Source organism: Xanthomonas sp. NCPPB 2866 (assembly GCF_041475745.2).
GTDB classification, from domain to species: Bacteria; Pseudomonadota; Gammaproteobacteria; order Xanthomonadales; family Xanthomonadaceae; genus Xanthomonas; species Xanthomonas arboricola.
In genome coordinates this window covers 510340-525995 of the sequence record NZ_CM192975.1, presented here as the reverse complement: position 1 = coordinate 525995, position 15656 = coordinate 510340, and the positions used below count along the sequence as shown (strand labels likewise).

10 protein-coding genes are annotated in these 15656 nt (G+C 67.9%); 7 read left to right on the top strand and 3 right to left on the bottom strand.

The window, feature by feature from the left end; translation table 11 throughout:
• Positions 1–16 precede the first annotated feature (16 nt).
• The 6 genes from ACCQ04_RS02235 (at position 17) to ACCQ04_RS02210 (ending at position 10094) form a co-directional block, all read left to right on the top strand.
• The gene (locus tag ACCQ04_RS02235) at positions 17–3598 is read left to right on the top strand and encodes a lamin tail domain-containing protein (protein WP_372358642.1); all 3582 of its coding nucleotides are present in this window, start codon (positions 17–19) and stop codon (positions 3596–3598) included.
• A gap of 177 nt (positions 3599–3775) precedes the next feature.
• Positions 3776–4864 carry a pyruvate dehydrogenase (acetyl-transferring) E1 component subunit alpha gene (gene pdhA / locus ACCQ04_RS02230; RefSeq protein WP_016901647.1) on the top strand — a complete coding sequence of 363 codons (1089 nt, stop codon included), beginning with the start codon at positions 3776–3778 and terminating at the stop codon, positions 4862–4864.
• Positions 4857–5930, top strand: coding sequence for an alpha-ketoacid dehydrogenase subunit beta (locus ACCQ04_RS02225; protein ID WP_065033026.1), 1074 nt, complete (start codon positions 4857–4859; stop codon positions 5928–5930). Before pdhA ends, ACCQ04_RS02225 begins: the two co-directional genes overlap by 8 nt.
• Before the next feature lies 1 nt (position 5931).
• Entirely contained in the window at positions 5932–6315 is a 384-nt protein-coding gene (locus tag ACCQ04_RS02220; RefSeq protein WP_016901649.1) for an SH3 domain-containing protein, read from the top strand.
• Positions 6312–7760, top strand: a complete 1449-nt coding sequence (locus tag ACCQ04_RS02215; protein ID WP_226426949.1) for a dihydrolipoamide acetyltransferase family protein — start codon at positions 6312–6314, stop codon at positions 7758–7760. Before ACCQ04_RS02220 ends, ACCQ04_RS02215 begins: the two co-directional genes overlap by 4 nt.
• 1041 nt (positions 7761–8801) lie before the next feature.
• Entirely contained in the window at positions 8802–10094 is a 1293-nt protein-coding gene (locus tag ACCQ04_RS02210; protein ID WP_226426950.1) for a DEAD/DEAH box helicase, read from the top strand.
• A 59-nt stretch (positions 10095–10153) separates the two neighbouring features.
• On the opposite strand, the gene ACCQ04_RS02205 is transcribed toward ACCQ04_RS02210, so the two are convergent.
• The gene (locus tag ACCQ04_RS02205; protein ID WP_211914661.1) at positions 10154–10486 is read right to left on the bottom strand and encodes a DUF6172 family protein; all 333 of its coding nucleotides are present in this window, start codon (positions 10484–10486) and stop codon (positions 10154–10156) included.
• Between the two features lie 236 nt (positions 10487–10722).
• Between ACCQ04_RS02205 and ACCQ04_RS02200 the strand changes: the two genes are divergently transcribed.
• Positions 10723–11172: an SDR family oxidoreductase gene (locus ACCQ04_RS02200; RefSeq protein WP_372358641.1), complete on the top strand. Its 450-nt coding sequence runs from the start codon at positions 10723–10725 to the stop codon at positions 11170–11172.
• Positions 11173–11367: 195 nt separating this feature from the next.
• Here the strand turns inward: ACCQ04_RS02200 and ACCQ04_RS02195 are convergent, their stop codons facing one another.
• Positions 11368–14457, bottom strand: coding sequence for an efflux RND transporter permease subunit (locus tag ACCQ04_RS02195; protein ID WP_226426952.1), 3090 nt, complete (start codon positions 14455–14457; stop codon positions 11368–11370).
• The gene (locus ACCQ04_RS02190) at positions 14454–15599 is read right to left on the bottom strand and encodes an efflux RND transporter periplasmic adaptor subunit (RefSeq protein WP_226426953.1); all 1146 of its coding nucleotides are present in this window, start codon (positions 15597–15599) and stop codon (positions 14454–14456) included. Before ACCQ04_RS02190 ends, ACCQ04_RS02195 begins: the two co-directional genes overlap by 4 nt.
• Positions 15600–15656 lie beyond the last annotated feature (57 nt).

Sequence of the window (15656 nt, the reverse complement as noted above, 5' to 3'; positions counted from 1 at the left end):
AGGGGACTCTCATCTCATGCATGTGTTGCAGCGTCGTGCAGCCTTACTTCTCTGTGCGCTGGCGGTTGCCGGCCACGCCAATGCCCAGGTCGTCATCAGCCAGGTCTACGGCGGTGGCGGCAACAGCGGTGCCACCTTCCGCAGCGATTTCGTCGAGCTGCACAACATCGGCAGCACCACGGTCAGCCTGGACGGCTGGTCGGTGCAATACGCCTCGGCCGCCGGCAGCAGCTGGCAGGTCACGCCGTTGGCAGGCAGCGTTCCGGCCGGCGGCTATTACCTGGTCAAGCAGGCCGATGGCAGCGGCGGCAGCGTCGCGCTGCCCACGCCCGACGCCACCGGCACCATCGCCATGGGCGGCGGCGCCGGCAAGGTGGCGCTGAGCAACAGCGCCTCCGCGTTGAGCGGCGCCTGCCCCACCGGCAATGCCGACCTGGTCGGCTATGGCAGCACCGCCAGCTGCGCCGAAGGCAATGCGCCCACGCCGGCGCCCAGCAATACGCTGGCAGTGCTGCGCGGCGGCGATGGCTGCACCGACACCGACAACAACGCGGCCGATTTCGCCACCGGCGCGCCGGCGCCGCGCAACGCCGCCAGCCCCGCACGGCTGTGCAGCGGCGGCGGCCAGCCGATCGCCACGCTGGCCGACGTCAGCCAGGCCGAAGGCAACAGCGGCAGCCGCAGTTTCGTGTTCACGCTGAGCCTGAGCCAGCCGGCCGGCGCAGGCGGGGTGAGCTTCACCGCCGCCACCGCCGATGGCACGGCCACGGCCGGCAGCGACTATGTCGCCCTGCCCGCCTCCAGCGTCCGCATCGCCGCCGGCGAGCGCAGCGCCAGCATCACCGTGGAGGTGCTGGGCGACACCACGCCCGAGCCCGACGAGACCTTCGCGCTGCAGATCAGCGGCCTCACCGGCGCGTTGCCGGCCACGCTGAGTGCCACCGGCACCATCCTCAACGACGACTTCAGCCTGCTGCCGATCCACGCCATCCAGGGCAAGGGCGCACGCTCGCCGCTGGAAGGCCAGGTGGTCGCCACCTCGGGCATCGTCACTGCCCGTCGCAGCGCCGGCTTCTTCCTGCAGGCACCGGATGCCGAAACCGATGGCGATCCGGCCACCTCCGAAGGCGTCTACGTCTACACCGGCAGCGCACCGCCGGATGCCGCCGCCATCGGCAACCGGGTGCGCGTGCAGGGCACGGTGCTCGAGTACGTGCCCACCGCCGACCCGACCCAGCCGCCGCTGACCGAGATCGGCGGCAGCCTGACCGTGCTGTCCGATTCCACCGGCAACCCGTTGCCGATGCCGGTGGCGTTGAGCGCGAACTTCCCCAACCCGAACGGCGCCTTTGATCAGCTCGAAGCGCTGGAAGGCATGCGTGTCACCGCCGCCAGCCTCACCGTCAATGCCCCCACCGGCGGCAGCGTCAACGAGACCAACGCCACTGCCACCAGCAATGGCGTGTTCCATGCAGTGGTCACCGGCCTGCCGCGCGCCTTTCGCGAGCCCGGCGTGCAGTTGCCCGACCCGCTGCCGGCTGGCTCGCCTGCCGGCGTGCCGCGCTGGAACACCAACCCGGAAGTGATCGCCGTCGGCAGTGCCGGCGTGGGCGCCGAACGGCTGGATCTGGCCTCCGGCTGCGTCGTGCTGGATGTCACCGGCCCGCTGGATTACAGCTTCCGCCGCTACACGCTGTATCCGGAACGCACCCCGCAGGTGAACTGCAACGGTGCCGACCAACCGCGCCCGGCACCGGTACCGCAGGCCGACGACGTGGCCGTGGCCACCTACAACATGGAGCGCTTCTTCGACGACCAGAACGACCCGGCGATCGGCGAACCGGTGCTCACCCCGGCCGCGTTCCAGGCCCGCCTCAACAAGGCCTCGCTGGCGATCCGCAACTACCTGCACACGCCCGACATCCTGGGCACGGTGGAGGTGGAAAACATCAGCGTGCTGCAGACCCTGGCTGCGCGCATCAACGCCGATGCCATCGCCTCCGGCCAGCCCAACCCGCAGTACGTGGCCTACCTGCAGGAAGGCAATGACGTCGGCGGCATCGACGTCGGTTTCCTGGTCAAGACCGGTGCGGTGTCGGCCGGCATGCCGCGCGTGGAAGTTGTGTCCATCGCCCAGGAGGGCAAGACCACCACCTGGACCGAACCGGGCGGTGGCGTGAGCCTGCTCAACGATCGCCCGCCGCTGGTGCTCAGCGCCAGGGTGCATCAGGCCGATGGCCGCGTGCTGCCGCTGACCGCCATCGTGGTGCATCAACGCTCGCTCAACGGCGCCGAGACCGACGATGCCGCAGGCACCCGCATCCGCGCCAAACGCCAGGCCCAGGCCGAGTACCTGGCGCGCCTGCTGCAGACGCGCCAGCAGCTCGACCCGGCCGAACAGGTGCTGGTGATGGGCGACTTCAACGCCTTCGAGTTCAACGACGGCTATGTGGATGCGATGGGCACCGTCACCGGCAGGCCGGCGCCGGATGCGCAGACCGTGGTGAGCGGCGATGGCGCGGACCTGGTCAACCCGGACTACACCGACCTGACCTGGTTCAACACGCCCGACCAGAGCTACTCGTACGCCTTCGACGGCAACGTGCAGTCGCTGGATCACATCCTGGCCAACGAGGCGCTGATGCGCGCACCCGGCATCGCCTCGCTGTCGGTGGGCCACGCACGCATCAATGCCGACTTCCCCGGCACCGCGCGCAACGATGCCAATACGCCCACGCGCCTGTCCGACCACGACCCCACCGTGGTGCTGCTGCGCATGGCGCCCGCGTTGCGTGCCGACCTGGGCGCAACGGTCACTGCGGCACGCGCACAGGTCACCGAAGACGAGCGGATCGACTTCAGTGTGGAGGTGGAGAACCGTGGGCCCGACAGCGCGGCGTTTGCCGCAGTGGCACTGGCCTTCGATGCCGCGGTCAGCCCACGGGTCACCGCGGCACCGGGCTGGAGCTGTCAGGCGCCGGAAACCGCGACCCAGACAGTGGTCACCTGCACCATCGCCTCGCTGGCATCCGGCAATGCACAGCGCTTTGCCGTGCAGGTCGACGCTGGCGCGGAACTGGCAGGACGCACGCTGACCCTGGCCGCCTCGGTCGCCTCGCAAACGCCCGACCCGCAGCCGGACAACAACACCGACACCGCCGCCGTCAGTGTGCAGCCAGCGCTGCGCAGTGATCTGGCAACGCGCCTGGAAGGCCCCGCCACGCTGCCCACCACCGCCTTCAATGCCACCTACCGGGTGTTGCTGGACAACCGCGGCAACGCAGCGGCCACCGGTGCCAGCGTGCGGATCGAAGGCAACACGGTGTCGGCGCTGTCGCTGCTGGTGCCGCCCAGCGGCTGGCGTTGCACCAAGCAACTGCCGTCGTTGCGCAACGCAGTGTTTGTCTGCAGCACCGCCGCCGCAGTGCAGCCGGGCGCGCAGGCCGTGTTCCAGCTGACCGTCGCGGCAAAGCCGATCCCGGCCGAACGCGCGGTGCGGGTGCAGGCCAGCGCCAGCTCGACCTCGCCCGATGCCAACCCGGCCGACAACACGGCGCTGATCGTCACCCCGATCGGTGGAGGCACCGGCCGCCGCTGATCGCAGTGCAACACGTCGCAGTTCTGTACTGCGACAAAGGGCGCGGCCTGGTCCGCGCCCTTTTTTTTGTGCAAGCCAGCATCATTGTGTGCTGCGGTGCAGGACAGCTTTTTGCTGCGTGGTCCTTAACATCGCAACTCATATCATTTGAAACTTCTTGGTGAAGGTGTCGCCGCAATGAGCGTAGCCGCGCAGTTCGAGATCGAATATCTGCAATACATGGATGCGGACGGCCAGATCGTCCGCGACGACCTGCCGGCCGACGCCGCCAACCCGCAACAGTTGCTCGCGCTGTTCAAGCGCATGCTGTTCGTGCGCACCTTCGACAGCAAGTCGGTTGCGCTGCAGCGCACCGGCAAGTTGGGCACCTATGCGGCCTGCCTCGGCCACGAAGCCACCCATGTGGGCATCGGCGCATCGATGCGCAGCGGCGATGTGTTCGCGCCCAGCTATCGCGAGTACGGCACCATGTTCGAACGCGGCGTGCGTCCGCGCGACGTGCTGCTGTACTGGGGCGGCGATGAACGCGGCAGCGACTATCCGCGCGATGCCGACGCGGCGATCGACTTCCCGATCTGCGTGCCGATCTCCACCCAGTGCCTGCACGCGGCCGGTTCGGCGCTGTCGTTCAAGCTGCAGGGCAAGCCGCAGGTCGCTGTGGCCTGCTGCGGCGATGGCGGCAGCTCCAAGACCGACTTCTACGCCGCGCTCAATTCGGCCGGTGCCTACAAGCTGCCGCTGATCCTGTGCGTGATCAACAACGGCTGGGCGATCTCGGTGCCGCGCTCGGCGCAGACCGGCGCGCAGACGCTGGCGCAGAAGGGCCTGGCCGGCGGCCTGCATTGCCTGCAGGTGGACGGCAACGACCTGATCGCGGTGCTCGAGGCGATGCGCCAGGCGCGTGCGCGTGCACTGGCCGGCGACGGCGGCACGGTGATCGAATTCCTGACCTACCGCCTGTCCGATCACACCACCGCCGACGATGCGCGGCGCTACCGCGGCGAAGAAGAGGTCAAGCAGGGCTGGGCGCGCGAGCCGCTGCTGCGGCTGCGCCGTTATCTCACCGCGCAGGGCCTGTGGGACGAGGCGCAGGAAACCGCCTGGAAGGCCGAATGCGGCGCGCGCGTGGACGAAGAGGTCAACGCCTACCTCAACACGCCGGTACAGCCGGTGGAAGCGATGTTCGATTACCTCTACGGCGACCCGCCGGCCGAGTTGCTGGCCCAACGCGCCGAGGTGATGGCGCAGGAGGCCCGTCATGGATGAGCTCAACCAGTCGCACCTGGCTGCGACACAGCAGCAGGCCAGTGCCCCTTACAACGCCGCAGCCACGCGCGGAGAGATCGCCATGAGTTCGCCCATCACCCTGATCGAAGCCATCACCCAGGCGCTGGCCTGGGAGCTGGAACACGACCCTGCGGTGCTGGTGCTGGGCGAGGATGTCGGCGTCAACGGCGGCGTGTTCCGCGCCACCGCCGGCCTGCAGCAGCGCTTCGGCAGCGAGCGGGTGCTGGACACGCCGCTGGATGAAACCACCATCGCCGGCCTGAGCGTCGGCCTGGCCGCGCAGGGCATGAAGCCGGTGGCCGAAGCGCAGTTCGACGGCTTCGTGTATCCCATGGTCGATCACCTGATCTGCCACGCCGCACGCCTGCGCAACCGCACCCGCGGCCGCCTGCATTGCCCGATGGTGCTGCGCGTGCCGTGGGGCGGCGGCATCCGCGCGCCGGAACATCACAGCGAAGCCAACGAGGCCATCTTCACCAACGTGCCCGGCCTGCGCGTGGTGTTGCCGTCCTCGCCACAGCGCGCCTATGGCCTGTTGCTGGCCGCGATCCGCGACCCGGATCCGGTGATCTACATGGAGCCCAAGCGCATCTACCGCCAGTACAAGGAAGTGGTCGCCAACGACGGCGAAGCGCTGCCGCTGGACGTGTGCTTCGTGCTGCGCGACGGCACCGACGTCACCCTGGTCACCTGGGGCGCGCAGGTCAAGGAAGCGCTGGAAGCGGCCGACAAGCTCGCCGGCGAAGGCATCAGCGCCGAGGTCATCGACGTGGCCACGCTGCGCCCGCTGGACTTCGACAGCATTGCCGAATCGGTGGCCAAGACCGGCCGCTGCGTGATCGTGCAGGAAGCCCCGCGCACCGCCGGCTTCGGTGCGGAGATCGCCGCGCAGCTGGCGGAAAAATCGATGTACGACCTGCTCGCACCGGTCGAACGCGTCACCGGCTACGACACCCATATCCCGCTGTTCCGGCTGGAAATGAAGTACCTGCCGAGCGTGGAGCGCATCGTCACCGCCGCCCGTCGCGCGGTGGCCGCCGGCTGACATGCGCGCCCGTCTGCTCTGCGATTACCGTGCCGCGTACGCCAACCCGATCCGCTTCCGTGCTGGCCAGCAGGTGACCATCGGCGTGCGCGATGAGGAATGGCCGGCCTTCGCCTGGGTCAACACCGGCGACGGCCATGCCGGCTGGGCCCCGGTGGCCTGGCTGCGCCCGCTGGGCGACGGCCAGGCCGAAGCCCTGCGCGACTACGACGCACGCGAACTCGATGCCCACCAGGGCGAGGACGTGCTGCTGCATTACGAACATGGTGGTTGGTGGTGGTCCGAGCGTGCCGATGGCATGCAGGGCTGGCTGCCGGCCGCCGACCTCGAACTCCTCGACGACACCACGCCGCCGCTGCCTGCGGCGCAAGAGAACCTGCCATGAGCGAAGCCAAGAATTTCCACCTGCCCGACCTGGGCGAAGGCCTGCCAGACGCCACCATCGTCGAGTGGTTCGTCAAGGAGGGCGACAGCGTGCGCCTGGACGACCCGCTGGTCTCGATGGAGACCGCCAAGGCGGTGGTCGAGGTGCCCTCGCCGTTTTCCGGCACCGTGACCAAGCTCGCCGGTGCCGCCGGCGACATCATCGTCACCGGTGCGATGCTGGCGCAGTTCGCGCTGGACGCCTCGCAGCCGCAGCGCGCCGATGGTCAGGACACAGGGCACTCGCATGGCCCCGCACCCACGCACACGCCCAGCACCGGCGACAGCGCGGCCGGCCCGACCGCGCGCGTGGTCACCTCCGACAACGGCGGCGAGATTGCCGACGCCGATTCCAGTGGCGGGAGCGAGCGTGACGACGCCGGTACCGTGGTCGGCGCGATGCAGAGCTCCAACGCGGTGCAGAGCGAACAGGCGATTGCCGTGGGCGGCGTGCGCGCGATGCCGGCCGTGCGCGCGCTGGCGCGCAAGCTGCGCGTGGACCTGGCGCAGATCCGTGCGAGCGGCCCGGATGGCACGGTGACCATGGCCGATGTGAAGCAGGCCGCCGCGGCCGGCAGCGCGCCGCTGTCTGCGCCGCGTGCGAGTGCGTCGGTGACGCCGATCAATGGCAACAGCGCGAATGCAGCCGCGCAACATGCCGCTGCGAACACGCAGGCCGCAAACACTGCAGCGCGCGATGCGCAACAACGTGCAGCGCTGTCTGCGAACGGCAAACCCATGCGCACGCAATCACCCAGCGTGGTCGCCAAAGGCCAGCCGGAGCAGCTCAAGGGCGTGCGTCGCAACATGGCGCGGGTCATGGCCGATGCGCACAGCAAGGTGGTGCCGACCACGCTCAACGACGATGCCGACATCCACGCTTGGCAGCCCGGCAACGATGTCACCGTGCGGCTGGTGCGCGGCATCGTGCGGGCGTGCCAGTCGGTGCCGGCGCTCAATGCCTGGTTCGACGGCGAGGCGCTCAGCCGCACCCTGCACACCCAGGTGGATATCGGCATTGCGGTGGATACCGAAGAAGGCCTGTTCGTGCCCGCGCTACGCAATGCCGACATGCTCGACGCGCACGGCATCCGCGAGAGCGTCAACCGGCTGCGCCAGCAGGTGGAAAACCGCAGCATCGCCGCGTCGGAACTGAGCGGCTACACCATCTCGCTGTCCAACTTCGGCATGTTCGCCGGCCGCTACGCCACCCCGGTAGTAGTGCCGCCATGCGTGGCCATCGTCGCCGCCGGCCGCGCACGCTACCAACTCACTCCGGTGATGGGCGGGGTGGAAACCCACAAGGTGATGCCGCTGTCGCTGACCTTCGACCACCGCGCAGCCACCGGCGGCGAAGCCGCGCGCTTCCTGCGCGCACTGCTGGACGATCTGGCGCTGGCCAACTGAGGCACGGATTGCAGGTAGAGCGGCTGATCCTGGCTGCGAGGCGCTGCCCGCCCACCATCGCGGGACACGCCGCAAGTACGTCCTTATAGGCTCTTACGCGGCATCCATGCCGCGTAAGGTCCCGCAACGGTGGGCGCGCAAGGACCAGTCTAGATGGTCGGTGTGCATGGTTAAGAGCAGTGCGTGATGCGGCGTGTGGATTACTGCGCATCCGATCAGTTGCCAATGCCAGGTTTGGCTGCGGGGCCCTTGCCCGCCCACCATCGCAGGACACGCCGCAAGTACGTCCTTGTAGGCTCTTACGCGGCATCCATGCCGCGTAAGGTCCCGCGACGGTGAGCGGGCAAGGACCAGTCGAGATGGTCGGTGTGCGCGGTTACAAGCAGGCATGACGCGGCGTCTGGATTGCGGCGCATCCGATCAGTTGCAAACCCCGGGTTTGGCTGCAGGGCCCTTGCCCGCGCACCATAGCAGGACACGCCGCAAGTACGTCCCTGTAGGCTCTTACGCGGCATCCATGCCGCGTAAGGTCCCGCGACGGTGGGTGGGCAAGGACCAGTCGCGATGGTCTGTGTGCACGGTCAAGAGCGGTGCGCGATGTGCATCGTTGGAGAACGATGGGTGGGTTCAATGGCTCAGTGGTCGATGCATGTCGAGCAAGCAGCTTTCATTCGACCACCGACTAACTTTCTGGTGCGGTGCCCTCGCCGCTTGCGGGACCCTTGGCGGCATGAATGCCGCCAAGGAGCCTCCACGGATGGATTCACGGCGTGTCCCGCAAGCGGTGAGGGCACCGCGCATTCGATGCACCAGGCTTTGACTTAAGCATCTGATCGCGCCTAAGAATCCATGGGGTCGAAGTCTTGACTGCGTTACGCGTTGTGCCGCGATGGACTTGGACGATATGGAGAGACGCGCTGCCGCGCGGCGGCGCTGCGCTCTGGTTGCAGCGCCCTGCCCGCCCATCGATGCATTGCCCAGCGGCAACCCTGCATGACGTCCCACCGACCATTGCAGCGCAAATGCCTGGATAATCGGCCCATGTCATTTGCCCATCTCTCGCTGTCGCCACAGCTGCAGCCATTCTTCGATACTGCACTGGCACGCGCCGGTCACCACACGCCCACGCCGATCCAGCAGCAGGCCATTGCGCCGATGCTGCAGGGGCGCGATCTGATCGCGATGGCGCAGACCGGCTCGGGCAAGACGCTGGCCTATGCGCTGCCGCTGCTGCAGCAACGTTGCCTGGCGCCCGACACAGCGCCGCGCGTGCTCGGTGCGCTGGTGCTGGTGCCCACGCGCGAACTCGCCGCGCAGGTGGAAGACACCTTGCGCCAACTGGCCGCGCATCTGCCGCGGCGGCTCAAGATCGTGGCGGCCACCGGCGGCAGTTCGATCAATCCGCAGCTACTCGCCCTGCGTGGTGGTGCCGATATCGTGGTCGCCACGCCCGGGCGGCTGCTGGATCTGGTCGACCACAACGCGCTGCGCCTGAGCGAGGTCGCCACACTCGTGCTGGATGAAGCCGACCGTCTGCTCGAGCTGGGCTTCGGCGCCGAGCTCGATCGCATCCTGGCCTTGCTGCCGACGCAGCGCCAGAGCGTGCTGTTTTCGGCCACGTTTCCGCCCGGCATCGCCTCGCTGGCCAAGCGCCGCCTGCGCGACCCGCTGCGCATCACCGTTGCCGCCACCCCGGAGGCTGCACCTGCGATCGAACAACGCGCGATCGCCGTCGATGCCGGCCAGCGCACGCAGCTGCTGCGCCACCTGCTGCAGGAACACTGCTGGTCGCATGTGCTGGTGTTCGTCGCCAGCCGGCACACCGCCGAAAAAGTCGCCGAAAAACTCGGCAAGACCGGCATCAACGCGCAGCCGCTGCACGGCGAGTTGAGTCAGGGCCGGCGCGAGCGTACCTTGCACGCCTTCAAACAGCGCGAGCTGCAGGTGCTGGTGGCCACCGACCTGGCCGGGCGTGGCATCGATATCGACGCGCTGCCGGCCGTGATCAATTACGACCTGCCGCGCTCGACGGTGGATTACACCCACCGCATCGGCCGCACCGCACGCGCCGGCGCCAGCGGTCTTGCGATCAGCTTCATCACGGCAGAGAGCCAGCCGCAATGGCGTTTGATCGAAAAACGCCAGGGCCTGCGCGTACCGACCAGCGTGGTCGCCGGGTTCGAGCCGAGCCCGGCGACCGCGGCGCCTGCAACACAGATGCCGAATACCGGCACGCGCGCTGCGGACGACAACGGCGGCATCAAGGGCAGGCGGCCGAGCAAGAAGGACAAGCAACGCGCGGCAGCGGCGACGCAGGCAGGCAAGCCCGACTGAAGGCGGTGGGTGACACCTGACGCGCTGGCGTCACGCCAAGGCGGACGCCACGCGAAGACTCAGTCCTGCTCGAAATCCAGCTCGCCACCCGCGGCGCTGTCGCCATCGGCACGCGCAGTCCGCTTGCCGGGCTTGCGCAGGATTTCCACGAAGAACTGCCCGCCACCTTCGCTGGTGAGCGCATTGATCGAGCGGATCAGCTCGGCCGGCGGCAGCGGCGCAGCACTGGCCTCGTCCACCCCGAAGCGCATGTCGAAATCCCAATAATCCGCTCCTTCCGGCAAGTCCTTGCGACGCTCGCGGCGGATGTACTTGCGGATATCGTGCTTGCTGGATTCCAGCAGACGGTCGCGGTTCTTGCCTTCGAGGTTGAGCTGGTAGGTCTTGCGCATGGCGACATCGGTTGGGAGCTGGCCGCCTATTGTGAGGCCACACGGCCATTCTGGGTGAATGGCCGGGGATTCGGTGGCCGGCGGCATGGGCGCAAGCGTTTGCCTGCCTCGGCGTGGAGAACGCCACGCGCGCCCTGCGCCAGCATGGATACACGCCGCCGCTACGGCGCGACGGGCGGCCCGTCGATGCAGGCTGGCACAGGCGGGCAGGCCGCCGCCTTATGCACGACGATGGCGTGTCGCACACCTCGGCCTGCCACCTGGCTGACGATGTCGATGTGAAAGGCGTGCCCAACGTGGCCGCAGCGGTGCTGCCGCAGATGATCAAGCAACAGTCCGGCCACGTCTTCAATACTTCCTCGATCGCCGGGCGCAAGGTGTTTGGCCAGGGACTTGCGGTGTCCTCGGCAAGCAAGTTTACAGTGACCGCGTTCATCGAAGGCCTGCGGATGGAAGTCGGCAAGAAGCACAACATCCGCGTCACCAGCCTTCAACCGGGCATCGTCGCAACCGAGCTTCCGGCACAGACCACCAGCGCGGAATATCAGGCCATGATGGCCGGTTATGCCGGCACGGTTCGCATGCTGGACCCGATGGATAGTGCCGACACCATCCTGTTCGCGGCGCAGGCACCGTCCAACGTCAACATCGCCGAAGTCTTCGTGCTTCCGACCGACCAGGTCTGAGTCTCCGCCTCACCAGGCAAACCGCAAGGCAAAGACGCACTGTCGTCTGTGCCCTGCGCGGCGCCACGGTTCCCGCACGCCGGCCTGCCGGCCGGCTACCGGTTCCTCGCAGGCCGCGGCCGCGGCCCACGCGGGTGAACGACCGCGCGCCGCCGCCTTCGATAATGGCGGCTTGGCCGCCACGGCCGAGCGGCATCAGGCGTGCTGCGTCGCTGCCCGGGTGCTACCGGAATCGGGCCGGATCTTGAACCAGATCGAATACATCGCCGGCAGGAACACCAGCGTCAGGATCGTGCCGGCCAGGGTGCCGCCGATCAGCGTATAGGCCAGCGTGCCCCAGAACACCGAATGCGTGAGCGGGATGAACGCCAGGATCGCCGCCAGCGCGGTCAGGATCACCGGCCGCGCACGCTGCACGGTGGCTTCCACCAGCGCATGGAACGGGTCCAGCCCTTCGGCCTCGTTGTGATGGATCTGCCCGATCAGGATCAGCGTGTTGCGCATCAAAATGCCCGACAACGCGATCAGGCCCACCAGCGCATTGATACCGAACGGTTGCTGGAACAGGATCAGGGTCGGCACCACGCCGATCAGGCCGAGCGGGCTGGTCAGAAACACCATCACCATCGCCGAGATCGAACGCACCTGCAGGATGATGATCAGCAAGGTGGCCGCCAGCATGATCGGGAACAGCGGCAGCATCGCGGTGGTTGCCTTGCCGGATTCCTCGATCGAACCGGCCTCCTTGATCTGGTAACCGCTGGGCAATGTGTCGATGATCGGCTGCAGCTGCCTGGTGATCGCCGCCGAGACATCCGGCGGCTGCAGTTGGTCGTCGACATCGCCGCCCACGGTGATCGTCGGCACCCGATCACGGCGGCGCATGATCGGCTCTTCCATCCGCACATCCACCTTGCCCACCTGCGACAGCGGCACGCGCTGGCCGTTGGCACCGGCCAGGGTGAAGTCGGCGATGCGTGCCGGATCGAAGCGCGTATCGCCAGCCGAACGCGCCATCACCTGCACGCTGCGGATATCCTCGCGCACCAACGTGACCGGCACGCCGCTGAGCAGGAACTGCAGTTGCTGCGCCACCGCGGCCGAGGTCAGCCCCACCGCCTGCAGGCGGTCCTGGTCCAGGGTGAAATGCAACGTGGGCGTGCGCGTGCCCCAGTCGGTGTTGACGGTGCGCAGCATCGGGCTGTCCTGCATCACCTGCCTGACCTGCGCGGCGATGCCACGCACCACCTGCGGGTCCGCCCCGCTGACCCGGTAGGCCACCGGGAACTGCGAGTACGGGCCGAAGGTGAGTTGGGTCACGCGTACGCGCGCTTCGGAGGCCAAGCCTTCGGCAACCGCCTTGCGCATGCGCAGCTTCAATGCGTCGCGCTCGTGCTGGTTGTCGGTACGCACCACGATCTTGGCGAACGACGGATCCGGCAACTCCGGACCCATCGCCAGGAAGAAACGCGGCGCGCCCTGGCCGATATACGCGGTGACAATCTTCGCTTCGTCCTGTTTGGCCAGCCAGGCTTCCAGCTTGGCCGTGGCCGCGCTGGTCTGGGTGATCGAGCTGCCGTACGGCAGTTGCACTTCGACCAGCACTTCAGGGCGATCGGAGATCGGGAAGAACTGCTTCTTGACGATGCCCATGCCCAGGATCGCAAGCACGAACAGGCCCACCACCGAGCCGGCCACCAACCACTTGCGCGCGATGACGCGTGCCAGCGCATTGCGGAAGCGGTTGTAGCGCGGCGTGTCGTACATCGCGGCGTGGCCGCCTTCGATCTTCTTCAGATCCGGCAGCATCTTGACGCCCAGGTAGGGCGTAAACACCACCGCCACCACCCACGAGACGATCAGCGCAATCCCCACGATCCAGAACATGTTGCTGGTGTATTCGCCGGCAGTGGAGGCGGCAAAGCCGTTCGGCATGAAGCCGACCGCGGTCACCAGCGTGCCGGACAGCATCGGCGCGGCGGTATGGCTCCACGCATAGGCCGATGCGGCGACGCGGCTGTAGCCTTCCTCCATCTTCACCACCATCATCTCGATCGCGATGATGGCGTCGTCCACCAGCAATCCCAGCGCCAGGATCAACGACCCCAGCGTGATGCGGTCGAAGTTCTTGCCGGTGGCCAGCATCACCACGAACACCGCCGCCAGCGTCAGCGGCACCGCGGCCGCCACCACGATACCCACGCGCCAGCCCATGCTGACGAAGCACACCAGCATCACCACCAGCAGTGCGACGAAGAACTTGGTCATGAACTCGCCCACCGACGCGTCGATGTTGACCGCCTGGTCGGTGACCTTGCTCAGGGTCATGCCCAGCGGCAGCTCGGCATTGATTGCGCCGACTTCGCTGTCCAGCGACTTGCCCAGATCCAGCCCGTTCCAGCCATCGCGCATGATGATGCCCAGCAGCAACGCGGGCTCGCCGCCACTGCGGATCATGAAGGTGGACGGATCTTCGTAGCCGCGTTTGACCGTGGCGATATCCGACAGTTTCAGGGTGCGGCCCTGCACCACCAGCGGGGTGTCGCGGATCTTCTGCAGGCTGTCGAGCGCGCCGTCCAGGCGAATGAACACCTGCGGCCCGCGCGTCTCCACCGAACCTGCCGCATTCAAGGCGTTCTGCGCATTGAGCGCGGCAAACACCTCCTGCGGACCGACGCCCAGCGTGGCCAGGCGCTCGTGCGAGAACTCGACAAAGATGCGCTCGGGCTGTTCGCCGATGATGTTGACCTTCTTGACGCCCGGCACGTGCAACATGCGCTGGCGCAGGCTTTCCGCATCGCGCGCAAGCAAACGTTGCGGCTCGCCCTTGGCCTTGAGCGCGAACAGCGCGAAGGTGACGTCGGCATATTCGTCGTTGACCATCGGCCCGATCACGCCGGCCGGCAGGTTGCCGACTTCGTCGCCCACCTTCTTGCGCGCCTGATAGAACTGCTCCTGCACCTGGCTGGGTGGTGTGCTGTCCAGCAAGGTCAAGGTCGTGAACGCCAGGCCGGGACGCGTATAGGTTTCGCTGCGGTCGTACCAGCGCAGTTCCTGCAGGCGCTTTTCGAGTTTCTCGGCGACCTGGTCCTGCATTTCCTGCGGCGTGGCGCCGGGCCAGGCGGTCACGATGGTCATGACCTTGACGGTGAAGGCCGGGTCTTCGGCACGGCCAAGCTTGAGGAAGGCGACCAGGCCAGCCAGCGAAATCAGGACGATCAGGAACAGCGTGATCGAGCGCTCGCGCACCGCCAGCGCGGAAAGATTGAACCCACCTTCGCTCACGGCTGCGCTCCTGCCGCGGCTGCGGCTTTGGCGCCGGTCGTGGCGCCGGCGGCAGGCGCAATCGTGTTGACCACCCGCACCTGCTCGCCGTCGCGCAACAGGTGCGCACCCAGTGCCACGATGCGCTCACCGCGCGCCAGCTTGCCGGCAACCGTGGCATGGTCGTCGTCCAGGCCCAGCACCGTCACCGGCCGCCAGCGCACCTTGGCCGGATTGCCGGCAATCACCCACACGCCCGGCCCCTTGCCGGCATCGAACAGCGCGGCCAGCGGCACCTGCAGCCCGGCCTGCGTGCCGGCGGCCGTGCCATCGGCGATGCGCAGGCTGACGGTGGTGCCCAGCGGCGCATCGCCCAGTGCGCCATCGAGCACGTAACGTGCCTCGAAGGTGCGGGTCAGCCGGTCGGCGCTTTCGGACAGCTGGCGCAAGGTCGCCGGCACGGTGACAGCGGCATTGCCGAACAAGGTGGCCTGCGCTACCGAGCCGACCTGCGGGCGCAAGGTTTCCGGCAACTGGATCACCGCCTCGCGGCGGCCGGCATGCGCCAGCCGCACCACCGGCTGCCCGGCCGCGACGACCTGGCCCGGTTCGACCAGCGTCTCCATCACCACGCCATCGGCGTCGGCCAGCAGGTCGGTGTAGCGGTTGGCGTTGCGGGCCACTTCGGCCTGCGCCTGGGCCGCGCTCAGCTGCGCCCTGGCGGTGTCGGCGGCGGCCTTGATCTGGTCGTAGGCCGAAGCCGAGATGGCGCCGGTGCCGCGCAGATCGCGGTAGCGCGCCTCATCCTCACCCGCCTGCTGGGCGCGCGCCTGCGCGGCCGCCACCGCGTCCTGCTGCGCCCGCGCGGCGAGCTTGAGGTCGACCGGGTCGATCCGCAGCAGCGGCTGGCCACGCTTCACGCGCTGGCCGGCATCGACCAGACGCTCCTGCACCTTGCCGGCGACCCGGAACCCCAGGTCGCTCTGCACCCGGGCCGCGACCGTGCCGGAGAAGCTGCGCGCCGCTGCACCGGCGTCTTCGACGATGGCCACCCGCACCAACGGGTCCGCGGTGCGTGGATCGGAGGGGGGCGCCTTGCCGCAGGCGATCAATGCCAGCGGCAGCACACAGAAAGCGGCAGAGGTAACGAGGCGCCGAAGCATGGCAAATCCAGGAGCGAGCTGATGAAGGCTCGCATCCTGATACTTGTGACTAAATCA

Bases quoted from the DNA above. Each gene is read 5' to 3' on its own strand.
- ACCQ04_RS02220 (WP_016901649.1), top strand. From the start codon at position 5,932: ATGCGCGCCCGTCTGCTCTGCGATTACCGTGCCGCGTACGCCAACCCG.
- ACCQ04_RS02190 (WP_226426953.1), bottom strand. From the start codon at position 15,599: ATGCTTCGGCGCCTCGTTACCTCTGCCGCTTTCTGTGTGCTGCCGCTG.
- ACCQ04_RS02235 (WP_372358642.1), top strand. From the start codon at position 17: ATGCATGTGTTGCAGCGTCGTGCAGCCTTACTTCTCTGTGCGCTGGCG.
- pdhA (WP_016901647.1), top strand. From the start codon at position 3,776: ATGAGCGTAGCCGCGCAGTTCGAGATCGAATATCTGCAATACATGGAT.
- ACCQ04_RS02225 (WP_065033026.1), top strand. From the start codon at position 4,857: ATGGATGAGCTCAACCAGTCGCACCTGGCTGCGACACAGCAGCAGGCC.
- ACCQ04_RS02215 (WP_226426949.1), top strand. From the start codon at position 6,312: ATGAGCGAAGCCAAGAATTTCCACCTGCCCGACCTGGGCGAAGGCCTG.
- ACCQ04_RS02210 (WP_226426950.1), top strand. From the start codon at position 8,802: ATGTCATTTGCCCATCTCTCGCTGTCGCCACAGCTGCAGCCATTCTTC.
- ACCQ04_RS02205 (WP_211914661.1), bottom strand. From the start codon at position 10,486: ATGCGCAAGACCTACCAGCTCAACCTCGAAGGCAAGAACCGCGACCGT.